Raw genomic sequence first — 25,211 nt, 5'->3', positions numbered from 1 at the left:
CGGGCGCGGGCGTAGCATCGTCCGAGTGCCCTTGCTCCTGACCTCGCGTCGCTACGTCGACCTTCGCCTGCAGGCCAGCGCCATCTGTCGATAGACCGTGTTCCTCCCCGGTCCACTCGTCCATAGCGCACCCTTTTTCTCGGCCGTTGTTCTCGGCCGCCCCAGCATTCTCGGAAGGCACCACCATGTCCGCGCCCAGCGCTGCCCCCACCCGTCGACTGCCGCACTGGCTCACGTCGTTCGGGCCCCAGATCGTCGCCGGGTTGATCCTCGGCGTCATCGTCGGACTGATCGCCCGATCCATGCCCGACGCCGCCGACGGCAACCCCAACTGGCTCGTCGAGACGGTGTCGACCATCGGATCGAGCTACGTCAAACTGCTCACCGTCGCCGTGGTGCCCCTCGTGTTCACGGCCATCGTCAGTTCCATCGCCAACCTGCGCGCCGTCACCAACGCGGCACGCCTGGCGGGCCAGACCCTGCTGTGGTTCGCCATCACCGCGTTCATCGCCGTGATCGTCGGCATCATCATCGGGCTGGTCGCGCAACCGGGTTCGCGCACCGGCGTCTCGCCAGATCTCGGGAAGGAACCGTCGAGCACAGGGTCGTGGTGGTCCTTCCTCACCGGCCTGGTTCCCAACAACTTCCTCGCGCTCGGCGCCCGCACCAGCGAGACCGAGGGTGCACTGAGCACCACACTGAACTTCAACATCCTGCAGCTGCTCGTCGTCGCCGCGGCGATCGGTATCGCCGCGCTGAAGGTGGGCAAGGCGGCCGAGCCGTTCCTGTCGTTCAACGCCTCTCTGCTCGCGATCGTGCAGAAGGTGCTGTGGTGGATCATCCGGTTGGCCCCCATCGGTACGGCGGCGCTCATCGCCAACGCCGTCGCCACGTACGGATGGGACGCGATCGGCTCACTGGGCGTCTTCACGGTCTCGGTGTACGTCGGACTCGCCATCGTGTTCTTCGTCGTCTACCCGATCATCGTTCGGGCGCACGGTCTCTCGATCCGCAACTTCTACTCGGGCGTGTGGCCCGCGACGCAGCTCGGCTTCGTCTCCCGCTCGTCCATCGGCACCCTGCCGCTGACCCAGCGCGTCACCGAGCGCAATCTCGGTGTGCCCCGCGAGTACGCGTCGTTCGCGGTTCCGCTCGGCGCCACCACCAAGATGGACGGGTGCGCGGCCATCTACCCGGCCATCGCCGCGATCTTCGTCGCCCAGTTCTACGGCGTCGATCTCACGATTACCGACTATCTGCTCATCGTGGTCGTCTCCGTGATCGGTTCCGCGGCGACGGCGGGCACCACCGGTGCCACGGTCATGCTGACCCTGACGCTGTCCACGCTCGGCCTGCCGCTCGCCGGTGTCGGTCTGCTGCTCGCGGTCGAGCCGATCGTCGACATGGGTCGCACCGCCGTCAACGTCACCGGCCAGGCGCTGATCCCGGCCATCGTCGCCAAGCGCGAAGGCATCCTGGACCAGGAGCGGTTCGACGCCCCGCGCAACGGCGACCCGTTCGTCGACGACGTGGAGCTCGCGCGCTAACTCACGAACAGCGGCCCGCGCACGAAACCCACGATCAACACCAGTAGTCCGCCGATCTCGGTGGCCGCGAGCGCATACATGAACGCATGCGTTCCCGGCACCGGGCGGACGAACTGGTTGTCGGTGTCGCGCAGGAATCCGTGCACCACGTAGCTGACGATCGCAGCGACGAAGAAGAAGACGACAGCCCCCGACGCGACCAGATTCACCCACGTCGGCCAGGCGCCGAAGTGCACCAGAGGCATCAGGACCAGAGTCGCGAACGAGTACATCAGCGCCGCCCGGTGAGCGATGTCCACGTACGGATGCGCCTGCCCGTTCTCGGACGTCGCCATCTGGCGGAATTTCCAGACGCCGAGGATCAACGCGGCCAACAGGATCAGTGCGGACGCCAGGATCAGGAGCGTCGCGTCCCAGTCGACAACGCGGTACGTACGGAGCGTCACGCGAGCATTGGACCATGGTGGGGCAGAATCTCCACCATGCGCCCCACGTCGTCCCCACCCTCACCGTCAGGGCTGCACAGCTCCGTCGAGGAGTACCGCGCGCGGTGGGATCACTTCGCCGCGGCCACGGCAGCGCTGTCGGCCGCCGTCGAGACGTTCGTCTCCGAGGCGGACATCGACATCGACGCCGTCGAGGCACGTACCAAGTCCGTGGAGTCCGCTGCCGGCAAGTTCGCCCGCCTCCGTGAGGACGGGTCGCTCGAGTTCACCGATCCGCTCGCCGAGGTCACCGATCTCGTCGGGATCCGTGTCATCACGTATCTGACGTCGGACATCGACCGCGTCGCGGACGCCATCTCGAAGCACTTCGTGCTGCTCAAGACCATCGACAAGTCGTCCCTCGCCCAGGAGTCCGGCGTGTTCGGCTATGCCGGACGGCACCTCATCCTCAGTGCGGACGGCGACCGCGTCCCGGCGGGATGCGAGCAGTTCACCGGCCTCGGCTTCGAGGTGCAGATCCGTACCGTGCTGCAGCACGCCTGGGCGGAGATCGAACACGACATCCGGTTCAAGAACTCCCGCACGCAGGGTTCGCCCACCATCGACCGGGCGTTCACGCTCGCGGCGGGGCTGATCGAACTTGCGGACGCCCAGTTCGAACTCGCCGATCGGCACCACAAGGAGAAGATCACGGAACTGCGCGCGGCAGATGCCGCACGCGGGATGGATCTCCAGCTCACCGCCGATCAGCTGCGCACCATCGTCACCGACCTCCTTCCCGACTACACCCCCAGTCGGAGCGGTCACTACGAGTGGCTGCTGACTCTCGTCAACGCGAACGGGATCACGACGGGCGCGGAACTCGAGGAGGCCCTCGACCCCGCACGAGTCGAGTACGTGACGGCGGCCATGGACTACCAGTACCGCCCCGGTCAGGTGCGGATGGTGGACGACCTCCTGCTGGACCGCTTCGGCGAGGCCCACATCGCGCGCACCTCCTCGCTCACCACCGAGCGTGACCGTCCGGGCAAGCTGCGCTACCGACTGAGCAAGTTGCAGGGCCAGTCCGGCTGACGGGTGTCCGCTCGGTCTGGTATCCCTACGGCGTGACGACGCCACCGAACGACGCTCTGTCCACCATCACCGTGCGCGGCGCGCGGGAGAACAATCTGCGTGACATCGACATCGATCTCCCCAAACGGTCGCTGATCGTGTTCGCCGGGGTCTCGGGGTCCGGCAAGAGCTCGCTGGTGTTCGACACGATCGCCGCGGAGGCGCAGCGGCAGATCAACTCCACGTTCAGCGCGTTCGCCCAGACCTTCCTGCCGTCCTACGGTCGGCCGGACGCCGACCTCATCGCCAACCTGTCGGCCGTCGTCATCGTCGACCAGAAGCGCCTCTTCGGCAGCCCTCGCTCCACCGTCGGCACCATCACCGACATCGGCGACTGGCTCCGCATGCTGTGGTCGCGCGGAGTCACCCCGTCCATCGGCTATGCCAACGCGTTCTCGTTCAACGATCCCGCCGGCATGTGTCCCGAGTGTGAGGGGTTGGGCGAGGCGAAGGTCATCGACATCGACGAGTTGGTGGATCAGTCGAAGTCGTTGCGTGAGGGCCCCGTCAAGCACCCGGACTTCCTGCCCGGCAAGTGGCCCTACCGGCTGTACGCGGATTCGGGACTGTTCGATCTCGACGTTCCCCTCGAGCAGTACTCCCCGCGCGAGCGGCACCTGTTCTTCGACGCGTCGCCCGGCGAGGTCGAGATGGTCAACCCGGACGCCGTGTTCAAGACGTACGAGGGGCTGCTCTCCCGGTTCCGTCGAAGCTATCTCTCCAAGGATGCCGACGCGTTGAAGGGCAAGTCGAAGGAGGCGTACGACCGTATCGTCACGCGGGGAGTGTGCCCGTCCTGCAGGGGAACTCGCCTCAACGAGACGGTGCACGCCGCGACGCTCGAGGGACTCTCGATCCCCGACGCGTTCGCGATGCAGGTCTCCGACCTCGCCGACGTCATGGACACGTGGGCGCTCGGCGACCTGGACGGCCCACGCCGCGAGGTGGTGACACAGCTCCGTCGACTGGTCGATCTCGGACTCGGGTACCTGAGCCTCGATCGTGCGACGTCCTCGCTGTCGGGCGGCGAGTCCCAGCGCATCAAGATGGTGCGCCACCTCGGCGCCACGCTCAACGACATGCTGTACGTCTTCGACGAGCCCACCACCGGGCTGCACCCGCGCGACGTGCACCGACTGAACGACATGCTGATCGCGTTGCGCGACAAGGGGAACACCGTGCTCGTCGTCGAACACGACGCGGAGGTGATGGCCATCGCCGACCGCATCGTCGAGATCGGCCCTGGCGCCGGAAAGCACGGCGGCACGGTGGTCTTCGAGGGCACCTGGCCCGAACTGCGGCAGTCCGAGACGCTCACCGGGACGGCGCTGCGTCGAGACGGTCGATCGCGGCGCACCCCGCGCACTCCGAACGGGTGGATGCGCATCGAGAACGCCGACAGCCACAATCTGAAGAACGTGTCGGTGGACATCCCGCTCGGCGTTCTCGTGGCGGTCACCGGTGTCGCGGGCTCGGGCAAGTCGAGTCTGATCCACGGCCACCTCCGCGACGTCCGGCCCGACGCGGTGGTCATCGACCAGGCACCCATCCGCGGTTCGCGCCGCTCCTCACCCGCCACCTACACCGGACTGCTCGATCCGATCCGTGCACACTTCGCCAAGCGAACGGGACAACCCGCAGCGCTGTTCTCGCCGAACTCGGACGGAGCCTGCCCCGACTGTCAGGGCACCGGCATGATCTTCACCGACCTCGGCTTCACCGACCCGGTGTCGAGTACGTGCGAGACCTGCCAGGGTCGACGCTTCCGCTCCGGCGCGATCAAGCACACCGTCGACGGCGTCTCGATCGCCGACGTCTTCGACATGTCCGTCGACGAGGCCCGCGAGTTCTTCACCGTGAAGAAGGTGCGCGACGTACTCCGGCGGTGCAGTGATGTCGGTCTCGGTTATCTGTCCCTGGGCCAGAACCTGACGTCCCTGTCCGGCGGCGAGCGTCAGCGCCTCAAGCTGGCGACGGAACTGGTGGGCAACTCCCCGGTCCTGGTGCTCGACGAGCCCACCACCGGACTGCACTCGTCCGACGTGGACAACCTGGTCGGACTGCTGTCCGGCATGGTCGACGAGGGTCGATCGGTCATCGTGATCGAGCACAACATGGACGTCGTCGCGGCCGCCGACTGGGTCGTGGACCTCGGTCCGGACGGTGGTCACGACGGCGGCGAGGTGGTGTTCACGGGCACCGTCGACGAGCTCGTTCTGGCCCGGACGCACACCGGCACCCACCTCGCGCAGGCTCTCGCGGAGTAAACCCCCGGTAAAGTGCGGGTATGAGCGACACCGTCACCGCTGCCGCCAGTACGGAACTGGGTGGAATCGCAGGCTGGGCCGTCAGCCTGATGGAGAGCATCGGCGGGCCGGGCGCCGGCATCGCCGTGGCCGCCGAGAACTTCTTCCCACCGCTGCCCAGCGAGATCATCCTCCCGCTGGCCGGGTTCACCGCGTCACAGGGTGGCTTCTCCCTCGCGAGCGCACTGTTCTGGACCACGCTCGGATCGGTGCTCGGCGCTCTCGGCCTCTACTGGCTGGGCAAGAAGCTGGGCCGCGACCGGATGTACGCCGCCGTGGACAGGATGCCGTTCGTCAGCACGGACGATCTGACCAAGGCCGACGAATGGTTCGTGCGCCACGGCCGCTCCGCCGTGTTCTTCGGTCGGATGATTCCGCTCGTGCGATCCGGCATCTCGGTGCCCGCAGGCGTGTCCGGGATGCCGGTCCTGCAGTTCCTGCTCTACACGACGCTCGGCAGCCTCCTGTGGAACACGATCTTCGTGCTCGCGGGCTACTTCCTCGGGGAGAACTGGCACTACGTCGAGGATTACGCCTCGGTGTTCCAGTACGTCGTCATCGGGCTCATCGCGGTGGCGGTGGTGGTGCTGGTGACCAAGCGCGTCCGGCGGCGCCGACGGTCGGACGCCTGACCGCACCCTGCACGGTCCTACTGCGCGAGCGTGGCCGCAGCCTGAGCCCACAGGAAGTACTTGTTGGTGCCGAGATCGCGCACCGTGGTGATGTTGAAGGCAGCCTTCAACTTCTCCGCATCGCCGTCGCTGACGCCCTTGAGGGCCGCGACCGGCGCGTCGGCCAGTTCCTCGATCGTCTTGTCCGCGTATGCCTTGTCGAACTTGTCGGCGATGCCTGCCATGATTTCCTCCTGACGACCGATGCGCCCGCTGCGCACCCCGGTCGACACTACGACTCGGGACTACTCGTGACCTGAGAGTGCGCTGAAAACACCGGCTGCACCATCATTTACGACGAACCGGACGTACTGCCACGTCAAGGAGACCCGGTAGCGTCGGCGCCATGACCCTCCACACCGCGGTGTTGCCGGGCGAACGTCGTCGAGCCACCGTGTTCCTTCATGGTCTCGGGTCGGCGGGTGTCGCTGCCTTCGGGACCGTGGCCGCGGGACTGGACGACCGCCTGCGGTTGCTCCCGGATCTGCTCGGATTCGGCGACAGCGCCGACGTGGCGACCGACGGCTACACCCTGGACGATCACGCGCTCGCCGTCGCCCGGATGCTGGATCAGCACGAACTCGTCGGACTCGACGTCGTCGGACACAGTATGGGTGGATCCATCGCCATCGTCCTGTCGCGGGCACGACCCGACCTCGTACGACGACTGACCGTCCTCGAGCCGAACCTTCTCCCTTTCGACGGCGAGGCGAGTGTCGAGATCGCGGGACAGTCGGAAGAGGACTTCGCAACACAGGGAGTGACGTCACTCATCGCTTGGGCCGACGCCGCGTGGGCGGAGACGCTTCGGCTGGCCGATCCGGTCGCGCTCCACCGCAGTGCTGTCGGCCTCTGTGTGGGCCCGCCGGACACCACCGTTCTCGACATCCTGCTCGCGTCCCACGTGCCGAGAACACTGCTGTACGGATCGAGGACGGGAGAACCAACGCACACCGGCCGGCTTCGTCAGGCCGGTGTCGAGGTCGTCGAGATACCGAACGCCGGGCACGTGATGATGGCGGACGATCCCGCTGCCGTCATCCAGGTGCTCAGGTGATAGATGTGCCGGAGCGAGGTCGGCCGAAGACCGCCCGCACGGACTCCAGATCAGCAGCGACGGCGGCGCAGTCCCGCTCGAACTCGTCGTCGGTCATGTCCAGTTGCCGAACCGTGAACACCACCTCGGCGCCGTCCGGATGGGCGAGCACCCGCAGCGGGTTGTTCACGACGGTGCCGTCGGGCAGCGTCACGTCGTGATCCAGCACCCCGAAAGCGTTGCGCGGGACGAACCGCACCCGGACCGTGCCCATCGGTGACTCGGCCAGCAAGTCGTCACCGTCGCGGGTGAAGCCCGATGCGAGTCCTGCGGCCCAGGCAGTGAGGTTGTCGACGTCGGCCAGGTAGCCGTACACCGCCTCGGGCGGTGCCGCGATCACCACACTCACATGTCGACTGATCATCGTAGGAGCGTAGCCACGCAGCAGGCTCTCCGCGAGTACGTCCACAGTGTCGTGATCAGCGGCGATGCGACGACACGTCGGACGTACTCGCGAGGCCAGGAAAGTCCGCGAAGCCTTGGAGGCCCGGGATGGCTCGTCAGGCCGGCTCGGCGCGCGTCCAGGTGTTCACGAAGCCCACACCGCTGCGCACGAACAGCTGCGTCACGGGGCAGCGACGCTCGACCTCCGCGACGAAGTGATCGAACGCATCACCGGTCGCGTCGGTCTCCACCGTCGCCTCGACGGTGACGGTGTCGAAGTTCGAGTTGCCGTCGGCGCCCTTGACCAGGACGTTGGTGTCCAGATCACCCTGCACACGGAAGCTGAACTTTCCCAGCGTGATGCCGAGGTCCTTGGCGACGAGGGTGGCGGTGACCTGGTTGCACGAGGTCAGCGCACCGAGTGCGTAGAACAACGGACTCGGCGCCTCGTCCTTGCCGCCGAAGGCCGGGTACGCGTCGGCGTCGAACTCGTGCCCGGCCGTGCCCTCGACGACGAGGTGCTGGGCGACGCCGGTACCGGACGCCTCCACGACGAAGGGAACGACGGAGGTGCGAATGGTGGAAGTCATGCACCCCACGGTCGAGCACTGTCCACCCTCGGGCCAGGGTTGCGATCACGCAGATTCTCGGGCCGTCCGTCAGCGACCCCCACGCCGAGGCGTCCAGGTGACGCGACAGGTGTGCGACATTTCGGCGTTGCGCGTGCCTGCGCCGGACCGGGCAGACTGGGATGACCACAACCCCACCTGAACAGGAGCCACACCGTGCCCTCAGTCGACCGGGACGTCGCCATCGTCGGAGCCGGGCCCTCGGGTCTCGCCGCCGCCACCGCGCTGCGGAAGGCCGGCCTCACCGTGGCCGTCCTGGAGGCACGCGACCGGGTGGGTGGCCGAACCTGGACCAAGGAGATCGGCGGCGCCGTGCTCGAGCTGGGCGGCCAGTGGGTCTCGCCCGACCAGACGGCCTTGATCGACCTGCTCGGCGAGTTGGGGCTCGAGACGTTCGACCGGTACCGCGAGGGCGAGTCCGTCTACGTCGACACCGCGGGTGTCGCCACGCGCTACACCGGCGAGGACTTCCCCGTCGCGGAGTCGACCGTGAAGGAGATCGACCGTCTCATCGCGATGCTCGACACTCTGGCCGCGGAGATCGGGCCCGAGGAACCATGGGCCCATCCGCAGGCACGCGAGCTCGACACGGTGTCCTTCGAGGGATGGCTCGCGCAGCAGTCCGACGACGCCGAAGCCACCGCGAACATCGGCATGTTCATCGCGGGCGGGATGCTCACCAAGCCCGCCCATGCATTCTCTGCGCTGCAGGCCGTGCTCATGGCCGCGTCGGCAGGCTCGTTCTCGAACCTCGTCGACGACAGCTTCATTCTCGACAAGCGCGTCGTGCAGGGCATGCAGCAGGTGTCGGTCGCCATGGCCGAGCGCCTCGGTGACGACGTGCACCTGAACGCGCCGGTGCGGACGATCCGCTGGACCGACGACGGCGTCACCGTTCTCGCGGACGGGGAGCTCGAGGTGACGGCGCGCCGGGTGATCGTCGCCGTGCCGCCGAATCTGTACACGCGGATCTCGTATGACCCGCCCCTCCCTCGCCGTCAGCACCAGATGCATCAGCACCAGTCCCTCGGTCTCGTCATCAAGGTGCATGCGGTGTACGACAGTCCGTTCTGGCGGGAGGAAGGGTTGTCGGGCACCGGTTTCGGCGCCACCCAGATCGCCCAGGAGGTGTACGACAACACCAACCACGAGGACTCCCGTGGCACCCTCGTCGCCTTCGTGTCGGACGAGAAGGCGGACGCGATGTTCGAACTCGGCGCCGCGGAGCGCAAGCGCACGATCCTCGAGTCGATCGCCACGTATCTCGGACCGAAGGCGCTCGATCCGGTCGTCTACTACGAGTCCGACTGGGGCACCGAGGAATGGACGCGCGGCGCGTACGCGGCCAGCTTCGATCTCGGCGGTCTGCACCGCTACGGACGCGACGTCCGCACCCCGGTCGGCCCGATCCACTTCTCCTGCTCCGACATCGCGGCCGAGGGGTATCAGCACGTCGACGGAGCCGTGCGCATGGGCCACCGCACCGCCGAGGTGATCGCGAGCGTGCTTCGAGGCTGACAGTCAGGTCCCGCGTGCGATGAGGGCGAGCAGCAGCTCGGCGCGCACGCGGGCATCGTCGAGGGAGCACGGCACCGTCGCCTCGATGCGCGAGACCCTGCTGCGCAACGTGTGTCGATGCACCCCGAGGGCCGAGGCCGCCGACTCCCAGTGGCCGTTCGCCTCGAGGAACGCACGCAGGGACGCCACCAGGTCGGTCCCGTTGGCGGCGTCGTACTTCTCGAGGGGCGCGATGGTCGCGTCACCGACGGTCGCGAGGGCCTGACGCGTCGAGGCGTGCGCCAGCAGGACGCCGCCCACCAACGAGCCGAACTCCACGGGATCGGCGCCGGCCGCGGCGGACGACGCCGCCAGCCGACTCTCCTCCACCGCCTGCGCGAGCTGCGGAACAGGATGCGGCGCACTGATTCCCACCCGGAGCCGCCGACGTTCCGAGTTCTCCAGACCGGCCATCGTCGATGCCGCGAACGTCGAATCGTCGGTTCCGCGCGTCACCAGGGTCACCCGCGACGACCAGCGCCGAGCGAACAGCTGACGGCCCGCCGCAGCGCTGTGGGTCGCCATCGCGGCCTCGACACGCTGGGCTCGCGAGGGCGTGTCGGCATCGACGGTCACGGCGCGCACGGTGCCGTCGGCCCCCGCGGCCAGATCGATCTGCGCCCACACGGGTGCCAGGCCGTCGAGATCGGACAGCACGAGGCTCAGTGCCACGGAGTTGAGCTTGTCCTGCGCCGACTGCACCCGCGCCGGCTTCTCGAAGTCGAGCGCCAGGAGTGACGCCGCGTGGCCCACGAGAATGTGGTCGACGTTCCCCAGCACCGGCCCCACCACCGCCACGTGGCCGTGCGTCGCCGAGCCGATGGCGATGCGCTGCACACTGATCGAGATGCCCGCCGGGGTCACCGAGACCCGGCTGGACACGGTTCCGCGTTCGGCTGCGAGGGTGCGGATCTCGTCCAGCACACCGGAACCGCCACCGCGCGGATGCTGTTCGAGCACCCGTCCGGTGTCGTCGAGGAGCACCACCGCGGACGACGTGGCCGTCGCCAGCTCCCGGACGATCGCGGCGGCGCCCCCGGCGACCACGGCGCGGGTCATCCGCGGCTGCGCACGGGACGCACGCACGACGGCGTCGTACTGCTGCTCCGCCAATCGGTTCATCACGAGAGTCACCACCGCCGCGAACGGCGTGGGCAGGGGGACCTCGAGGACGGGCAGACCCAGCCGATCAGCGGCCTCGACGAGGTCGGACGGCACCTCGGCGAACGACAGGCCCGTGCCGAACCCCACCGCCGCCACACCGGCGTCGTGCAGTCCCTCGAGGTACGCCACCCGCTCCGGTGTCGTCACCGGCAGCCTCAACCCCGTGGTGAGCAGCAGTTCTCCGCCGGAGAGCCACCGGAACGGTTCCGACAGTTCCGTGGTGTGCACGAACGACACCTCGCGGTCCAGCCCGCCCGCGCCGGCTCGCAGTTCGAGGGCGAGCGCCTTCTGCGCCAGAACCCAGCGCACCGACACCGTCACGACGTACCCCTCTCCGGTCGGGAAGCTCCCGACGCAAGGGAACACCCCCGCTACCGCACTGGACAAGTCGGAGTGACCCACCCCCGGACGATCATCGTTTTGTCCGCTGCCGTTTCGCAGCGTCAGGCGCACACTGATCGAACCACCCAGCCGCCCCGACGGAGAGGTACCTCGTGTCGCACGACGTGCTCCGCAACTACATCGACGGCGAGTTCGTCGCCAGTTCGTCCACCCTGACTCTCGACCTGATCAGTCCGGTCACCGAGGAGATCGTGGGCGTCTCCCCCATCTCCACCGAGGCCGACGTGAACGACGCCGTGGCCGCCGCGGAGCGCGCCTTCGCCACGTGGGGCAAGACGACTCCGAAGACCCGGCAGACCGCCCTGCTGAAGCTCGCCGACGCCCTCGAGGCCCACTCGGACGAGCTCGTCGAGGCGCAGAGCCGCAACACCGGCCAGCTGAAGCAGGTCATCGCCGACGAGGAGGTGACCGTCGGAGCCGACCAGCTGCGGTTCTTCGCGGGTGCAGCCCGCATGCTCGAGGGGAAGTCCGCCGGCGAGTACATGGAGGGTTTCACCTCCTACGTCCGCCGCGAGCCCATCGGTGTCGTCGGCCAGGTGACGCCCTGGAACTACCCACTCATGATGGCCATCTGGAAGATCGGGCCGGCGCTCGCGGCCGGCAACACGATCGTTCTCAAGCCGAGCGACACCACGCCCGAGAGCACTCTGGTGCTCGCGAAGCTGTCCAAGGGAATCCTTCCCGACGGAGTGCTCAACGTGGTGCTCGGTGACGGCGGGACCGGCGCGACACTCGTCGGGCATCGGTCGCTGGGCCTGGTGTCCATCACCGGGTCCGTTCGTGCGGGCATCGAGGTCGCCGTCGCCGCCGCCCGCCAGCTCAAGCGCGCCCATCTCGAGCTCGGCGGCAAGGCTCCGGCCATCGTCTTCGGCGACGTCGACATCGCCTCGGCCGCGAGCGGTATCGCCGAGGCGGCCTTCTTCAACGCCGGTCAGGACTGCACCGCGGCGACCCGCGTGCTGGTGCACGAGTCGATTCACGATCAACTCGTCGACGCGCTCGCGGCCAAGGCCCGCGAGCTGACACCGGGCAGCCCGGACGACGCGGACGCGTTCTACGGACCGCTGAACAACAGTCGTCACTACGCGACCGTCACCGACAAGCTCGCGAACCTCCCGGCCTCCGCGACGATCGTCACCGGTGGCAACCGAGTGGGAGACATTGGCTTCTACCTCGAGCCCACCGTGATCACCGGAGTCGACCAGCGGGACGACATCGTCCAGGAGGAGACGTTCGGACCGGTGCTGACGGTGCAACCGTTCGCCGACGAGGCCGAGGCGATCGAGAAGGCCAACGACGTACGGTTCGGGCTGGCCTCGAGCATCTGGACCAAGGACCACGGCGTCACCCAACGCGTCAGTGCGGCGCTGGACTTCGGCGCCGTCTGGATCAACTGCCACATCCCACTCGTCGCCGAGATGCCGCACGGCGGCTTCAAGTACTCCGGCTACGGCAAGGACCTCTCGGCCTACGGCGTCGAGGACTACACCCGCCTCAAGCACGTCATGAGCTCCCACGACTGACATTCCCTGCTCTGCGAAGGACTTCACCATGGACATCAGCTACCGCCTTCCTCAGAAGCGCGCTCTCCTCACCGAACTTCCCGGACCGCGTTCACAGGAACTGACGGCCCGGCGACGCGCCACCGTCGCCGCCGGCGTCGGTTCCAGCGTTCCCGTCTACGCGGCCGATGCCGATGGCGGCGTGATCGTCGACGTCGACGGCAACTCGATGATCGACCTCGGCGCCGGCATCGCCGTCACGAGTGTCGGCGCCTCCGATCCCGCTGTCGCGGAGGCCGTCCGGGAGCAGGTCGGCCACTTCACGCACACCTGTTTCATGGTGACGCCGTACGAGGGCTACATCGCCGTCGCGGAGAAGCTCGCCGAGCTGACCCCGGGTGACCACGAGAAGCGCAGCGTCCTGTTCAACTCGGGCGCAGAAGCTGTCGAGAACGCGATCAAGGTCGCGCGACTGGCGACCGGCCGCGACGCCGTCGTGGCCTTCGACCACGCGTACCACGGCCGGACGAACCTCACGATGGCACTGACGGCGAAGACCATGCCGTACAAGACGAACTTCGGGCCCTTCGCACCGGAGATCTACCGGATGCCGATGTCGTACCCCTACCGCGACCAGCCGGGGCTGACCGGTGAGCAGGCCGCGCTGGCGTCGATCGACCGCATGGAGAAGCAGATCGGCGCCGACGCGGTGGCCGCCGTCATCATCGAGCCCATTCAGGGCGAGGGCGGGTTCATCGTTCCCGCACCCGGATTCCTGCCGACTCTGCAAGCCTGGGCGCGGGAGAACGGCGTCGTGTTCATCGCCGACGAGGTACAGACCGGGTTCTGTCGAACCGGGTCGTGGTTCGCGAGCGACGACGAGGGAATCGTCCCCGACATCATCACGATGGCGAAGGGAATGGCAGGCGGAATGCCGTTGTCGGCCATCACCGGTCGCGCGGATCTCCTCGACCTCGTCCACGCGGGCGGGCTCGGCGGAACGTACGGAGGCAACCCGGTGGCCTGCGCGGCTGCCCTCGCTGCCATCGAGACCATGACCGCTCTCGACCTGTCCGGACGCGCCCGCCACATCGAGTCCCTCGCCATGCCGCGCCTACGCGCCCTCGCCGAGGAGACCTCGGTGATCGGCGACGTCCGCGGACGCGGTGCGATGCTCGCCATCGAGCTCGTCCAGCCGGGCACCGACATCCCGGATCCCGTCATCACCAAGGCCATCGCGGCGCATGCTCTCGCGGAGGGCGTCGTACTGCTCACCTGCGGGACATACGGCAACGTCATCCGGTTGCTGCCTCCCCTCGTGATCAGCGACGAGCTTCTCGACGACGCGATGACGGTGCTGGAGAACACGGTTCGAACGCTGGCGGCACAGTGACCGACTCTGCTGCCCTGCTCGCCTCCGTCCCCACCGGTCTGTGGATCGACGGCGCGTTCGTCGACGCCGCGGACGGCGGCACGTTCGCGGTGCACGATCCCGCCACCGGTGACGTGCTGGCCCGCGTCGCCGATGCCGGTGAGAAGGACGCACTGCGGGCGCTCGACAGCGCCGTCGCCGTGCAGGACGAGTGGGCGGCGACCGCACTTCGGACACGGTCGACGATCCTGCGCGCAACGTGGGAAGCGGTGATCGAGCGCACGGAGGATCTCGCGCTCCTCATGACTCTCGAGATGGGCAAGGCCCTCCCCGAGAGCCGCGGCGAGGTGACGTACGGCGCCGAGTTCCTCCGCTGGTTCAGCGAGGAGGCGGTGCGCATCCAGGGCCGCTACACACAATCTCCGTCCGGCGCGGGCCGCATCCTCGTCACGAAGGTTCCGGTGGGTCCCGTTCTCGCGGTGACTCCGTGGAACTTCCCGCTGGCCATGGGAACCCGCAAGATCGGCCCCGCCCTGGCGGCCGGGTGCACGGTACTGGTGAAGCCGGCCGAGGACACGCCGCTGACGATGCTGCTGCTCGCCGAGATCATGGCGGGCGCCGGGTTGCCGGCCGGGGTCCTGTCGGTACTTCCCGCGTCGAACGCTCCCGCGGTCACCGAGCCCCTGCTCGCCGACGAGCGACTCCGCAAGGTCACCTTCACCGGTTCCACGCGGGTGGGCAAGATCCTCATCGAGCAGTCGGCGCGCAACGTTCTGCGTACGTCGATGGAACTCGGTGGTAACGCACCGTTCGTAGTCTTCGACGATGCCGACATCGATGCCGCCGTCGACGGCGCCATGGCGGCGAAGATGCGCAACGGCGGAGAGGCCTGCACGGCTGCCAACCGCCTCATCGTCGCCGAGAGCGTCCGCGAGGAGTTCACGGAGAAGCTCACCGCACGGATCGCGGCGCTCACCGTCGGGCCCGGCTCGAGCGACGGGACGAACGTGGGGCCGCTGGTGAACGAGAAGCAGCGCACCAACGTCCGATCCCTCGTCGACGATGCGGTCGCCGCCGGCGCCCGCGTGCGCACGGGTGGTCACGTCATCGACGGCCCGGGCTGGTTCTTCGAACCCACCGTGCTCGACGAGGTTCCGCCGTCCGCACGCATCGTGCGCGAGGAGATCTTCGGACCCGTCGCGGCCATCACGAGTTTCGTGGACGAGCAGGACGCCGTCGATGCCGCCAACGACACAGAGTTCGGACTCGCCGCATACATCTACACCCGCGATCTCGATCGGGCACTGCGTGTCTCGGACAGGATCGCGAGCGGCATGGTCGGTGTGAACCGGGGCGTCGTGTCCGATGTCGCAGCCCCGTTCGGCGGAGTCAAGCAGTCCGGTCTCGGCAGTGAGGGTGGCACCGAGGGCATCGACGAGTACCTCGACACGAAGTACGTGGCTTTCCAGTAGGTCCGGTTCCACCGAAGCTTCCCGAAGGGACGCACCATGCGGTTGATCGTCGGTTATCTCGCCACTCCCACAGGAGAGGACGGGCTCGTCCTGGGTGTGCAGCTGGCCCGCAGTCTGGGTGCGGCGTTGGACATCTGCATGGTGGTGCCGCCCGACCGCGCCGTCCCGGCCGAGGCCAGGTTCGCCGAACTGCTCGCCCAGCGCGGCCGGGCGTGGCTCGACCAGGCAGCCGCGTCGGTGCCCGACGACATCGAGACCGCGGTGCATCTGAGCTTCTCGGAGTCGTTCTCGTCCGGCCTCATGGACGAGGCGGCGCGGCTCGGGTCGGACGCCATCGTCGTCGGTGGCGCCAAGGACGGCCTGCTCGGACGCCACACTCTGGGCACCGTGTCGACCGAGCTGCTGCACTCCGCCCCGATCCCGTTGGCCCTGGCGCCGTTCGGGTATCGCACGTCGACAGCCGACCGGATCCGCGAGGTGACGTGTGCCATGGGCACCCGCACGGGCGCCGACCTCGTGCTGCGCACCGCGGTCCGGTCGTGCGAGCGGATGCACACGTCGCTGCGACTGCTCTCGCTCGTTCCGCTCGACGACACCTCCGACGTCGAGTCCCTGCGCGACCCGGACCGAGAGGCGCGCGCCATCGACCACGCACAGCAGATGCTCGACGCCGCCCGGTCCGGTCTGCCCGAGAGTCTGACGGTGACGTCCTCGGTTGCCGACGGCTCGACGGTCGAGGCCGCGGTGTCCGGTCTGACGTGGGAGGACGGCGACGTGGTCGTCGTCGGGTCCAGCCGACTGGCACAACCGCGCCGCCTGTTCCTCGGCTCGACCGCGTCGAAGATGTTGCGGGCACTGCCCGTTCCCATGGTGGTGGTGCCCAGCACCGAGTTCCGTTCCGACATGCCCAGCAGCACCGATCCGACGGAGGCTTCCCGATGAGCAGTGAACTCACGTCGTCCAAGGGACTGGCCGTCGGACGGATCGGCACGTTGTCCGGCGCCGTTCTCGGCATCTCCTCCGTCGCACCCGGATACACGCTCACCGCCAGCATCGGGTTGATCGTCGCCGCGGTGGGCCTGAAGATGCCGGCCATCTTCATCGCCGGGTTCATCCCCATGTTCCTCACCGCCTACGCGTACCGGGAGTTGAACTCCGACTCCCCCGACTGCGGCGCCTCGTTCACCTGGTCCACCAAGGCCTTCGGGCCCTACGTGGGCTGGATGTGCGGCTGGGGCATGGTCATCGCGACCATCATCGTGCTCTCCAACCTCGCGGCCATCGCCGTGCAGTTCTTCTATCTGTTCATTGCGAAGCTGTTCGACACTCCCTCCATCGCCGACCTGCCGGGCAACAAACTGGTCAACGTCGGTACGACGGTCGTGTTCATCGCTCTCGCCACGTGGGTGGCCAGCCGCGGAATCACGACGAGCGAGAAGCTCCAGTTCGCGCTCGTCGGCTTCCAGATGGTGCTGTTGATCGCGTTCGCCGTCGTCGCGCTGGTCCACGTCGGCGCGGGGGACGCACCGGCCGGGTTGTCGTTCGACATCGGCTGGTTCGATCCGTTCAGCGGACTCACCATGGGCGCCTTCGTCATCGGCGTCACCGGCTCGATCTTCGCGTTCTGGGGATGGGACACGTGCCTGACGCTGGGCGAGGAGTCCAAGAACCCCACGAAGACACCGGGGCGCGCGGGGCTGCTGTGCGTCGCGACCATCCTGCTGACCTACCTGCTCGTCGCGGTCGCGGCGATGATGTACGCCGGTGTCGGCGAGGAGGGTCTGGGGCTCGGCAATCCCGACAACGCGGAGAACGTCTTCGGTGCCCTGGCCGATCCGGTACTCGGCAGCTGGGGCGGCATGCTGCTCTACCTCGCGGTCTTCGTCTCCTCGATCGCCAGCCTGCAGACCACGTTCCTGCCGGCGGCGCGGACGTCGCTCGCGATGGCGGCCTATGGCGCCTTCCCCAAGAAGCTCGCCGAGGTGAGCCCGCGGTTCCTCGTCCCCTCCGCCGCCACCGTCGCGGCCGGTGTGATCACCGCGGTCTTCTACACGGCGGTGACCTTCCTGTCGGAGAACACCCTGATCGACACCATCGCGGCACTGGGCATCATGATCTGCTGGTACTACGGCATCACCGCATTCGCCTGCGTGTGGCACTTCCGCCGAACTCTTTTCGCCAGCGTTCGGAACACGGTGTTCCGGTTGATCTTCCCGTTGCTCGGTGGCCTGGTCCTGTTGGCGGTGTTCGTCGTCTCGGTCGAGGAGAGCATGGACCCGGAGAACGGCAGCGGCGCCGAGATCGGCGGCATCGGACTGGTGTTCTTCCTGGGCTTCGGCATCCTCATCGTGGGTGCAGTTCTCATGATGGTCATGCGCTTCGTGACGCCGGCGTTCTTCCGCGGCGAGACGCTGACCGTCGACACCGAGGCTCTGAAGGACGAAGCCGACCTGGTGGGCTGAGAGGCTCGTCAGCTGCGGGGCTCGTCAGCTGCGGGGCGAGCGTGCCTGCAGCCCCGCGATGAGCACTGCGAGCCCGAACTCGAACGCCGCGTCCGCGCGGCCGGCGCCCGAGGTCTCCAGCGCCGCGCGCATGGCGTCGTTCGCTTCGTCAGCCGAGGCCCAGACCTGTTCGGGCGCTGCGAGATCGAGCGCTGACCCCAGGACGAAACTGTCGACGGCGGTGATCGCGTGCAGCACCTCGGCGGGCGCGAAGCCGCCGTCGGACAGGGCCGTCGCCAACGCGTTGTACATGTCGAACGCCACGGCGGAGCGCACCGTGTGCGCCGTGAACAGCGGGATGGCGCGCGGATGTCGGGCGTAGTGGCGGCGGTACTCCTGCGCGATGCGGGAGACCGCCTCACTCCAGTCGCGGGAGTCGGCCGGGATCTCGATGCCCGCCATCATGCGCGTACGCATCAATTCCACGATCTCGGCCCGCCCCGCCACGTGGTTGTACAACGACGACGGCCGCACCGCCAGCCGCTCGGCGAGTCCCGGCATCGTGAAGTCGCCGTGCCGATCGACCAGCGCGAGCGCGGCATCGGTGATCAGGTCGGTGGACAGCAACCGTGTCGACGGACGCGGCATCGCCGGCTCCTTCCTCTTGCGTTCGGGCCGTCGTCACACCATACTTAACGAATCACATTCGTTTTACGGACGAGGACACCCGATGCTGACCATCACCGCCACCACCCCGCCGCCGTCGCCCGCCCGCACGCGCGAGCCCGGCCGCCCACCGGTACGAGTGGCGCTGGTGCAGCATCGGTGGCACGAGGATCCGAGCGTGGTGCGCGCCGAACTGGAGGACGGGATCGCCACTGCGGCAGGGGAAGGCGCTCGCATCGTCTTCCTCCCGGAGCTGACCCTCAGCCGCTATCCGGCGTTCGTGCCGGGCGGCGAGAACCCCGCCCGCAGCGCGGAGGACCTGGCCACCGGGCCGACGGTCACCTTCGCCGCCGAGGTCGCCGCGCGTCACGGCATCGTCGTGCACGCGTCGCTGTACGAACGCGACGACACCGTCGGCGACGGCCTCGGGTACAACACCGCCGTCCTGGTCTCGCCCGACGGCGAGGTGACGGCCCGGACTCGGAAACTGCACATTCCCGTCACCGCCGGCTACCACGAGGACACGTACTTCCGCCCCGGACCTGCCGACGACCCGTACCCCGTGCACCGTGCGGCGGACCTCGCACTGGGAATGCCGACGTGCTGGGACGAATGGTTCCCCGAGGTCGCGCGGGCCTACTCGGTGGCCGGCGCGGAGGTCCTGGTCTATCCGACGGCCATCGGCTCGGAGCCGGATCATCCCGACTTCGACACCCAACCTCTCTGGCAGCAGGTCATCGTCGGCAACGGCATCGCGAACGGCACGTTCATGGTGGTACCCAACCGCCACGGTGACGAGGGCGCCATCACGTTCTACGGTTCCTCGTTCATCTCCGACCCGTACGGCCGCGTTCTCGTGTCGGCTCCCCGCGACCGCTCGGCCGTCCTGGTCGCCGATCTCGACCTCGACCAGCGTGGCGACTGGCTGACGCTGTTCCCGTTCCTCGACACCCGACGTCCGGATACGTACGGCACCCTCACCCAGCCCGTGGCGGGTACCCGGTGACGTGGCGCATGCCCGCCGAGGGCGAACCGCACGAGCGCACCTGGATGGCGTTCCCCAGCCCCGGTTACTCGCTCGGCGACACCGAGGAGGAGCGCCACGAGGCTCGCACGACGTGGGCCGCCGTCGCCCGCGCCGTGGCCGCGTTCGAGCCGGTGACCGTCGTGGTGGATCCCCGTGAGGCCCGCGTCGCCGCGGAGTACCTGGGATCGGGCATCACGATCCTCGAGGCACCTCTCGACGACGCGTGGATGCGCGACATCGGGCCGACCTTCGTGGTCTCGGACGACGGAACCGTCGGCGCGGTGAACTGGGTCTTCAACGGGTGGGGCGCGCAGGAGTGGGCGACGTGGGAGAACGACGCCCGGATCGGTGCACTGGTGGCGCGGGCGGCCGGCGTTCCCGTCGTCGCGTCCGACATGGTCAACGAGGGCGGCGGCATCCAGGTCGACGGCGCCGGAACCGTCCTCCTCACCGACACGGTGCAGCTCGACAGCGGACGCAACCCCACCTGGTCGAAGCAGGACGTCGAGGCGGAGCTGTCTCGCACTCTCGGTGTCGATCGCACGATCTGGTTGCCGCGCGGCCTGACTCGGGACTCCGAGACCTACGGCACCCGCGGCCACGTGGACATCGTCGCCGCGATGCCGACGCCGGGCGTCGCCCTCGTGCACGATCAGCGCGACTCCACGCATCCGGACCACGAGATCAGCCGCGACGTCATGGATCTCCTCACCCGGGAGGGACTCCGTGTCGTTCCGGTTCCCGCACCGACCGTGCTGCGGGACGACGAGGGCGTCGTCGACTACAGCTACATCAACCACTACGTGGTCAACGGCGGGGTCATCGCCTGCAGCTTCGACGATCCGAACGACGACGAGGCGGTGCGCATCCTGTCCGAGGCCTATCCCGGCCGACGCGTCGTGAGCGTCGACGCCCGGCCGCTGTTCGCCCGGGGCGGCGGCATCCACTGCATCACTCAACATCAGCCGGCGCCTGTCGTACCCCTCCCCTAGCGTGACGCCACCGACAACGGGGGGACGGACATGGGCGGACATCGCCGGGGGCAGCGCAGACGCAGCGAGCAGAGGACGGTGCGCGAGGTCGCCGCACTCGTCGCGGAGCCGGGGTCGCAGTACGGCAGCCGCTGGAACGCGGAGCCGTACAGGTTCTGCGACTGCGACGACGAGGAGTGCGTCGGCGGCGCCGTCTACTGCGAGAACAGGGTCTACGCGCACGAGGAGCTGGGCCGCGTTCTCGGCCGACCGGACCGGCAGCGCGGCGCCTCGTAGGGTGGCAGGCATGACCACGCGCCCTGCCCCTGCGACCGTGCCTCGTATCGTCGGGCGGCTCGTCCTCGGCGCGTTCCTGGTGTTCGCCGGACTGAGCCACCTGTTCTGGGCCCGGCAGGAGTTCGCCGCGCAGGTACCGACGTGGATGCCGCTCGACACCGATCTCGTGGTGGTCGCATCGGGTGTCGTCGAGGTGGTGCTGGGCCTGGCTCTCATCGCCGTGACGCGGTACCGGGTGGCGGTGGGGTGGGTCACGGCGCTGTTCTTCGTCGCCGTGTTCCCGGGCAACATCTCTCAGTTCGTCACGCACACAGACGCTTTCGGTCTGGACACCGATCGGGCACGAGGTATCCGGCTGCTGTTCCAGCCATTGCTGGTGATCTGGGCTCTGTGGGCCACCGGCGGCTGGTCTGCGTGGCGAGCACGTCGGCGATGACCGGTCAGCCGACGGCCCGCGTCGTCATGCGGTGCACCTCGGCCGAGTAGGCCACCAGGGTCACGAGATCCACGGACACGGGCGCCGACGTCACCGCGCGCACCTGTTCGGCGACCGCCAGCTCCACCGGCCATCCGTACGCACCGCCCGAGATGAGCGGGAACGCGATCGAGGATGCTCCGAGCGAGTGAGCCAGGAGAAGGGAGCGCTCGTACGCTGCGCGCAGGATCGGCGAGCGGTCCTCGCGGGCCGAGTACCGCGGCCCCACTGTGTGGACGACCCACCTCGCCGGCAGACGGCCTGCGGGCGTCGCGACGGCGGCACCCGTGTCGAGTCCGTTCGGGAGGGTCGTCGCCCGCAGAATCTTGCAGGCGTCGAGGATCTCTCGTCCGCCTGCGCGGTGGATGGCGCCGTCCACCCCGCCTCCACCGAGGAGGGTCGAGTTGGCGGCATTGACGATCACGTCCGCGCGCACGGTGGTGATGTCTCCGGTGACCACATCGATGACACTCATGCTGCTGCTCCTTCTGCGAGGCGACGTCCCAGATCCGCGAGGTCCGCGGCTCGTCGTCCGGGGTACCCGTGCAGGATCGTGGTCCACGCCTCGGGGATCACCGAGGCGCCCCAGCGTGCGCCGAGGAGCCCACCGGCTATGGCTGCGGTGGTGTCGGTGTCGCCGCCCGCGCGGACACACGCCTCCAGCGCCGCTGTCAGCTGGTCCCCGTTCTCCTCGGTGGTCGTGATGGCCGACCAGGCCGTCTGGAGCGCGTGCACCACCCACCCGTTCCTGTCGAAGTCCGACGGGCGCCCCTTCTCCGCGGCGTCGAGCAACGGCGCCCAGGTGTCGCGCACCGACGGCTCCGCCGCGTCGAGGTACAGCGAGATGCCGTCGTAGGTGCCGTGCAGGACGGCGTGCCGGATGCCGGCACTCCAGATCTGGCATGCCTCCCCCGCCTGCGGATCACTGTGCGTCAGGGCGCTGATCTGCGCAGCGGCCACCGAGAGCTGATCCGGGTCGTCGAGATACGCCAGCGCCACCGGGGCAGTTCTCATCAGCGAACCGTTGCCACCTGTCCTGCCGGACAGTCCTGCGGCGACGGCGGTCATCTCGGTAGCCGACCTGCTGCGCCGGGACAACACCGTGCGCGTCTGGATACCGACGTCCGCCGGGTTCGTGTCGATCCAGGCCACGAAGTTCGCCGCGACGCCGTCGAGTCCCCGGCCCTCCACCAGCGCCTCGGCGATGCAGAGGGCCATCGACGTGTCGTCCGTCCACTCGCCGGGCGCCCAGTCGAAGGTGCCGCCGCCGATCATGTCGATCACCGTCTCGGGCGTCGGGTAGCCGAATTCGTATCCGGCGCCCAGTGCGTCACCGGCTGCGGTGCCGAGCACGACGCCCTCGGCGCGGTTCTTCTGTTCGTCGGTCAGCTTCATGTCTTCCCCTTTGCTCGTTTGTGCGCTAACCATAACGCACCACTGCGCTAAGCTGCAACCCATGCCCTCCGATCTGACGACTTACCCACGACCGTCCGTCGCTGTCGACGTCGCCGTTCTCACCGTCCACGGCGGAACGCTGAACGTGGTGACGGTGGAATCACCCTGGGGAGCTGCACTTCCCGGCACATTCCTGCATCCGGGCGAGACGCTCGCCGATGCGGCGAGGCGCGCGTTGAGCACCAAAGCCGGCATCGACGGCGTCGAGTTCCATCAGATCCGGATGTTCGACGCTCCCGACCGCGACGATCGAGGATGGGTCCTGTCGATGGCGCACTGCGCGGAGGCGCCCACCGAGTCCCTGCCTTCCGGCACCGATCTCCTGGCCGTCGAGGCGGATCGGCCTGTGGAACCGATGGCCTTCGACCATGCCGACATGGTGTCGGCCGCCGTGGGCGACCTGCGGTCTCGCTACCTCACCCGTCCTGATCCGTCGCACCTGCTGGGGACCACCTTCACGCTGCTCGATCTGCGCACCCTGTACGAGACCGTGTTCGACCGCCCGCTGCGCAAGGACACCTTCCGCCGTCATGTGATCGGGGCGCTGGTCGGTACGGGCGCCACCACGTCGGCTGCGGGCGGACGCCCCGCCGAGCTCTACGAACGCAGGCCCGACGAGACGTTTCCCGGGTCCATCGCCGCGCTGCTCGTGTGAGTCAGTTGGGGGTCGGGCGCCGTGACGCCGGGATCCACCACGCCAGCGCAGAACCCGCCTGCACCACCACCAACGGCCACACCATCGGAGAGTGCACCAGCGCCACCGCCCACACGAGGGCCACTGCCGTCACGACGACGCGTGCCGAACGTCGGCGTTGCACGATCATCGTCGCGAGCACCCCGTGCCCCACCGCAGCGATGACGAGAACGAACGCCCACGCATCGGCGAGTGAGCCCACGAACATCGCGCCGGGCGACTCGTCCGCACTCGCGAAGGCAGCGAGGGCACTGACGACGACGGCACCGAATCCCGCGATCGCGGCGACACACGCCACCGCACACTGGGTCGCGAACGCGACGAGCACCGCCAATGATGTTGCGTTGGTCAGACTTCCGAGACCGCTGGAAGCAACAGGCAGAGTGGTCGAGTGCATGGTGAAGGCCTTCCGATCGTCCGCCGTGGCGCGGTACAGCCTTCGACGCCGCAACCACCCGCTCGGTTCCCGGCGCGCATTTCTGCACACAGAACGGTTCCGGATGGTCGGATGTGCCCGTGGGGACACCGTTGTGTGCAGTGGGAGCACGGAACCGCAGGAGCGGAGCGTGCGTCCAACGACGTGTGCGCAGGAACTGTGGGGTACTCGCTGTCGCGGCAGTCGTCGCGTCACTCACCGGGTGCGGTGGGGTGAGCGGCACCGCCGAGCCGGTCGCGATGGAACTCTTCGACCCCTGCACCGTGGTACCCGACGAGGCCATCCGGGCGGCGGGGGCAGATCCGGCTGTCGTTGTCGACCAGCTCACGGTTCCACTCGACGACACCTGGAAGTGGTGCACATGGAAGGGGAGCGATCAGTTCCTGACCGTCTTCTCCACTACCCGGACGCTCGACGCGCTCAGGACCAGTCCGACCTCGGACAGGTTCAGCGCTGTCGACGACTTGGGTGTCGGCGCGTTCTCGTTCCGCGATCGCGGCGACCAGCAACTCGCTGCCTGCAGTATCGCGTTCGATTGGCGAGAGGGTTCTGTGGTGTTTCGTGCTGAACGGAATCTCGCTTCCTCCGTCACCGCGGATGTGTGCGCTGTGGCGAGGACCGGGGCGCAAGCATTCGCTTCCAGCATCCCCCGTTGACCCGCGAAGGAAGAACTTTCCATGACCGATGACCTCATCATCTCCGCCGATTCTTCGCGCAGGTGCGCGTCAGCGTGCGAACAATTCGTCAGTGACCTCGCCGAACTGCTGCCGTCGATCAATGCGCTCGAATTCAGCGCGGGTTTCGGCACCCTTCCCTCCGGAATCGCGCTAGCACGCAAGTACTCCGACCTCACCCACGGCCCGGAGGGTTCACTGAGCTCCGTGCTCGCGGCCCACATCACCGCCGTCACCAACCTCCGCGAGGCCCTCCTCGAAGCGGGTCGCGGGTACCAGGAAACGGAGGACGACTCGACGTCCCGCATCGCCAACACCGGCCCTCGCTGACCGACCCGCACTGCTTCCAGCCGCCCACACCCCGCTCCGCCGGCGGAAAGGGGTGTGCGCACCACGCAACCCGCGCACACCAGC

27 protein-coding genes are annotated in these 25,211 nt (G+C 68.2%); 18 read left to right on the top strand and 9 right to left on the bottom strand.

What is annotated here, in order from left to right:
* Positions 1-185 precede the first annotated feature (185 nt).
* Positions 186-1,547 carry a dicarboxylate/amino acid:cation symporter gene (locus tag HQ308_RS05930; protein ID WP_222645878.1) on the top strand — a complete coding sequence of 454 codons (1,362 nt, stop codon included), beginning with the start codon at positions 186-188 and terminating at the stop codon, positions 1,545-1,547.
* On the opposite strand, the gene HQ308_RS05925 is transcribed toward HQ308_RS05930, so the two are convergent.
* Complete coding sequence (locus HQ308_RS05925) at positions 1,544-1,993, bottom strand: hypothetical protein (protein WP_222645876.1); 450 nt, start codon at positions 1,991-1,993, stop codon at positions 1,544-1,546. The genes HQ308_RS05930 and HQ308_RS05925 overlap by 4 nt on opposite strands.
* Positions 1,994-2,029: 36 nt before the next feature.
* Here HQ308_RS05925 and HQ308_RS05920 point away from each other — a divergent pair, with 36 nt between their 5' ends.
* Genes HQ308_RS05920 through HQ308_RS05910 form a run of 3 tightly spaced genes read left to right on the top strand, consistent with a single transcriptional unit; the run spans position 2,030 to position 6,044 of the window.
* A complete protein-coding gene (locus HQ308_RS05920) occupies positions 2,030-3,067 on the top strand; it encodes a GTP pyrophosphokinase family protein (RefSeq protein ID WP_056448346.1) in 1,038 nt (345 codons plus the stop codon).
* 32 nt (positions 3,068-3,099) lie between these two features.
* Positions 3,100-5,373, top strand: a complete 2,274-nt coding sequence (locus HQ308_RS05915; RefSeq protein ID WP_222645874.1) for an excinuclease ABC subunit UvrA — start codon at positions 3,100-3,102, stop codon at positions 5,371-5,373.
* A 20-nt stretch (positions 5,374-5,393) separates the two neighbouring features.
* Positions 5,394-6,044, top strand: coding sequence for a DedA family protein (locus tag HQ308_RS05910; protein WP_222645872.1), 651 nt, complete (start codon positions 5,394-5,396; stop codon positions 6,042-6,044).
* Positions 6,045-6,061: 17 nt separating this feature from the next.
* Here HQ308_RS05910 and HQ308_RS05905 read toward each other — a convergent pair whose 3' ends face one another.
* On the bottom strand, positions 6,062-6,268 hold the full coding sequence (locus HQ308_RS05905; protein ID WP_027504928.1) for a hypothetical protein: 207 nt from the start codon (positions 6,266-6,268) through the stop codon (positions 6,062-6,064).
* A 161-nt stretch (positions 6,269-6,429) separates the two neighbouring features.
* On the opposite strand from HQ308_RS05905, the gene HQ308_RS05900 reads away from it, so the two are divergent.
* Complete coding sequence (locus HQ308_RS05900; RefSeq protein WP_222645869.1) at positions 6,430-7,140, top strand: alpha/beta fold hydrolase; 711 nt, start codon at positions 6,430-6,432, stop codon at positions 7,138-7,140.
* Here HQ308_RS05900 and HQ308_RS05895 read toward each other — a convergent pair.
* Together HQ308_RS05895 and HQ308_RS05890 are read right to left on the bottom strand one after the other, a co-directional pair.
* On the bottom strand, positions 7,133-7,543 hold the full coding sequence (locus tag HQ308_RS05895; RefSeq protein WP_222645867.1) for an SRPBCC family protein: 411 nt from the start codon (positions 7,541-7,543) through the stop codon (positions 7,133-7,135). The two genes, HQ308_RS05900 and HQ308_RS05895, sit on opposite strands and share 8 nt — an antisense overlap.
* Before the next feature lie 136 nt (positions 7,544-7,679).
* On the bottom strand, positions 7,680-8,153 hold the full coding sequence (locus HQ308_RS05890) for an OsmC family protein (protein WP_222645865.1): 474 nt from the start codon (positions 8,151-8,153) through the stop codon (positions 7,680-7,682).
* A 195-nt stretch (positions 8,154-8,348) separates the two neighbouring features.
* Here HQ308_RS05890 and HQ308_RS05885 point away from each other — a divergent pair, with 195 nt between their 5' ends.
* Positions 8,349-9,710 carry an NAD(P)/FAD-dependent oxidoreductase gene (locus HQ308_RS05885; protein ID WP_222645864.1) on the top strand — a complete coding sequence of 454 codons (1,362 nt, stop codon included), beginning with the start codon at positions 8,349-8,351 and terminating at the stop codon, positions 9,708-9,710.
* A 3-nt stretch (positions 9,711-9,713) separates the two neighbouring features.
* Here the strand turns inward: HQ308_RS05885 and HQ308_RS05880 are convergent, their stop codons facing one another.
* Positions 9,714-11,234 carry a PucR family transcriptional regulator gene (locus HQ308_RS05880; protein WP_222645863.1) on the bottom strand — a complete coding sequence of 507 codons (1,521 nt, stop codon included), beginning with the start codon at positions 11,232-11,234 and terminating at the stop codon, positions 9,714-9,716.
* Between the two features lie 173 nt (positions 11,235-11,407).
* On the opposite strand from HQ308_RS05880, the gene HQ308_RS05875 reads away from it, so the two are divergent.
* From HQ308_RS05875 to HQ308_RS05855, 5 genes are read left to right on the top strand one after another with little or no spacing between them, the layout of a single operon-like run.
* Positions 11,408-12,838, top strand: coding sequence for a gamma-aminobutyraldehyde dehydrogenase (locus HQ308_RS05875; protein ID WP_222645862.1), 1,431 nt, complete (start codon positions 11,408-11,410; stop codon positions 12,836-12,838).
* 28 nt (positions 12,839-12,866) lie between these two features.
* On the top strand, positions 12,867-14,210 hold the full coding sequence (gene gabT, locus HQ308_RS05870; RefSeq protein WP_222645861.1) for a 4-aminobutyrate--2-oxoglutarate transaminase: 1,344 nt from the start codon (positions 12,867-12,869) through the stop codon (positions 14,208-14,210).
* Positions 14,207-15,661, top strand: a complete 1,455-nt coding sequence (locus HQ308_RS05865) for an NAD-dependent succinate-semialdehyde dehydrogenase (RefSeq protein ID WP_222645859.1) — start codon at positions 14,207-14,209, stop codon at positions 15,659-15,661. The genes gabT and HQ308_RS05865 overlap by 4 nt, the downstream gene beginning before the upstream one ends.
* A gap of 36 nt (positions 15,662-15,697) precedes the next feature.
* The gene (locus HQ308_RS05860; RefSeq protein ID WP_222639134.1) at positions 15,698-16,603 is read left to right on the top strand and encodes a universal stress protein; all 906 of its coding nucleotides are present in this window, start codon (positions 15,698-15,700) and stop codon (positions 16,601-16,603) included.
* Positions 16,600-18,123 (top strand): APC family permease, encoded by a 1,524-nt coding sequence (locus HQ308_RS05855; RefSeq protein ID WP_056448305.1) that lies wholly within the window; start codon positions 16,600-16,602, stop codon positions 18,121-18,123. The genes HQ308_RS05860 and HQ308_RS05855 overlap by 4 nt, the downstream gene beginning before the upstream one ends.
* Before the next feature lie 24 nt (positions 18,124-18,147).
* Here HQ308_RS05855 and HQ308_RS05850 read toward each other — a convergent pair whose 3' ends face one another.
* Entirely contained in the window at positions 18,148-18,750 is a 603-nt protein-coding gene (locus tag HQ308_RS05850) for a TetR/AcrR family transcriptional regulator C-terminal domain-containing protein (protein WP_222639133.1), read from the bottom strand.
* A gap of 82 nt (positions 18,751-18,832) precedes the next feature.
* Here HQ308_RS05850 and HQ308_RS05845 point away from each other — a divergent pair, with 82 nt between their 5' ends.
* Genes HQ308_RS05845 through HQ308_RS05830 form a run of 4 tightly spaced genes read left to right on the top strand, consistent with a single transcriptional unit; the run spans position 18,833 to position 21,499 of the window.
* Positions 18,833-19,774, top strand: a complete 942-nt coding sequence (locus HQ308_RS05845) for a nitrilase-related carbon-nitrogen hydrolase (protein ID WP_222645857.1) — start codon at positions 18,833-18,835, stop codon at positions 19,772-19,774.
* Positions 19,771-20,787: an agmatine/peptidylarginine deiminase gene (locus tag HQ308_RS05840; RefSeq protein WP_222645855.1), complete on the top strand. Its 1,017-nt coding sequence runs from the start codon at positions 19,771-19,773 to the stop codon at positions 20,785-20,787. The genes HQ308_RS05845 and HQ308_RS05840 overlap by 4 nt, the downstream gene beginning before the upstream one ends.
* A gap of 30 nt (positions 20,788-20,817) precedes the next feature.
* The gene (locus tag HQ308_RS05835) at positions 20,818-21,063 is read left to right on the top strand and encodes a hypothetical protein (protein ID WP_027504915.1); all 246 of its coding nucleotides are present in this window, start codon (positions 20,818-20,820) and stop codon (positions 21,061-21,063) included.
* A gap of 10 nt (positions 21,064-21,073) precedes the next feature.
* A complete protein-coding gene (locus HQ308_RS05830) occupies positions 21,074-21,499 on the top strand; it encodes a DoxX family membrane protein (RefSeq protein ID WP_222645853.1) in 426 nt (141 codons plus the stop codon).
* Positions 21,500-21,503: 4 nt separating this feature from the next.
* Here the strand turns inward: HQ308_RS05830 and HQ308_RS05825 are convergent, their stop codons facing one another.
* Both HQ308_RS05825 and HQ308_RS05820 read right to left on the bottom strand, forming a co-directional pair.
* A complete protein-coding gene (locus HQ308_RS05825) occupies positions 21,504-22,013 on the bottom strand; it encodes an O-acetyl-ADP-ribose deacetylase (protein WP_056448287.1) in 510 nt (169 codons plus the stop codon).
* Entirely contained in the window at positions 22,010-22,933 is a 924-nt protein-coding gene (locus HQ308_RS05820) for an ADP-ribosylglycohydrolase family protein (protein ID WP_222645852.1), read from the bottom strand. The genes HQ308_RS05825 and HQ308_RS05820 overlap by 4 nt, the downstream gene beginning before the upstream one ends.
* A 61-nt stretch (positions 22,934-22,994) precedes the next feature.
* Here HQ308_RS05820 and HQ308_RS05815 point away from each other — a divergent pair, with 61 nt between their 5' ends.
* Positions 22,995-23,648, top strand: a complete 654-nt coding sequence (locus HQ308_RS05815; protein WP_222645851.1) for an NUDIX domain-containing protein — start codon at positions 22,995-22,997, stop codon at positions 23,646-23,648.
* A gap of 1 nt (position 23,649) precedes the next feature.
* On the opposite strand, the gene HQ308_RS05810 is transcribed toward HQ308_RS05815, so the two are convergent.
* Positions 23,650-24,084, bottom strand: a complete 435-nt coding sequence (locus HQ308_RS05810) for a hypothetical protein (protein ID WP_222645850.1) — start codon at positions 24,082-24,084, stop codon at positions 23,650-23,652.
* 251 nt (positions 24,085-24,335) lie between these two features.
* On the opposite strand from HQ308_RS05810, the gene HQ308_RS05805 reads away from it, so the two are divergent.
* Together HQ308_RS05805 and HQ308_RS05800 are read left to right on the top strand one after the other, a co-directional pair.
* Positions 24,336-24,779, top strand: coding sequence for a DUF3558 family protein (locus HQ308_RS05805; RefSeq protein WP_222645849.1), 444 nt, complete (start codon positions 24,336-24,338; stop codon positions 24,777-24,779).
* Between the two features lie 21 nt (positions 24,780-24,800).
* Positions 24,801-25,127 (top strand): hypothetical protein, encoded by a 327-nt coding sequence (locus HQ308_RS05800; RefSeq protein ID WP_222645847.1) that lies wholly within the window; start codon positions 24,801-24,803, stop codon positions 25,125-25,127.
* Positions 25,128-25,211: the final 84 nt, after the last annotated feature.

Origin of the sequence: Rhodococcus sp. BP-241, assembly GCF_019836145.1 — a bacterium.
GTDB lineage: Bacteria > Actinomycetota > Actinomycetes > Mycobacteriales > Mycobacteriaceae > Rhodococcoides.
Note: the sequence above shows the minus strand (reverse complement) of the source record. Positions and strands in the feature narration are given on the sequence as shown.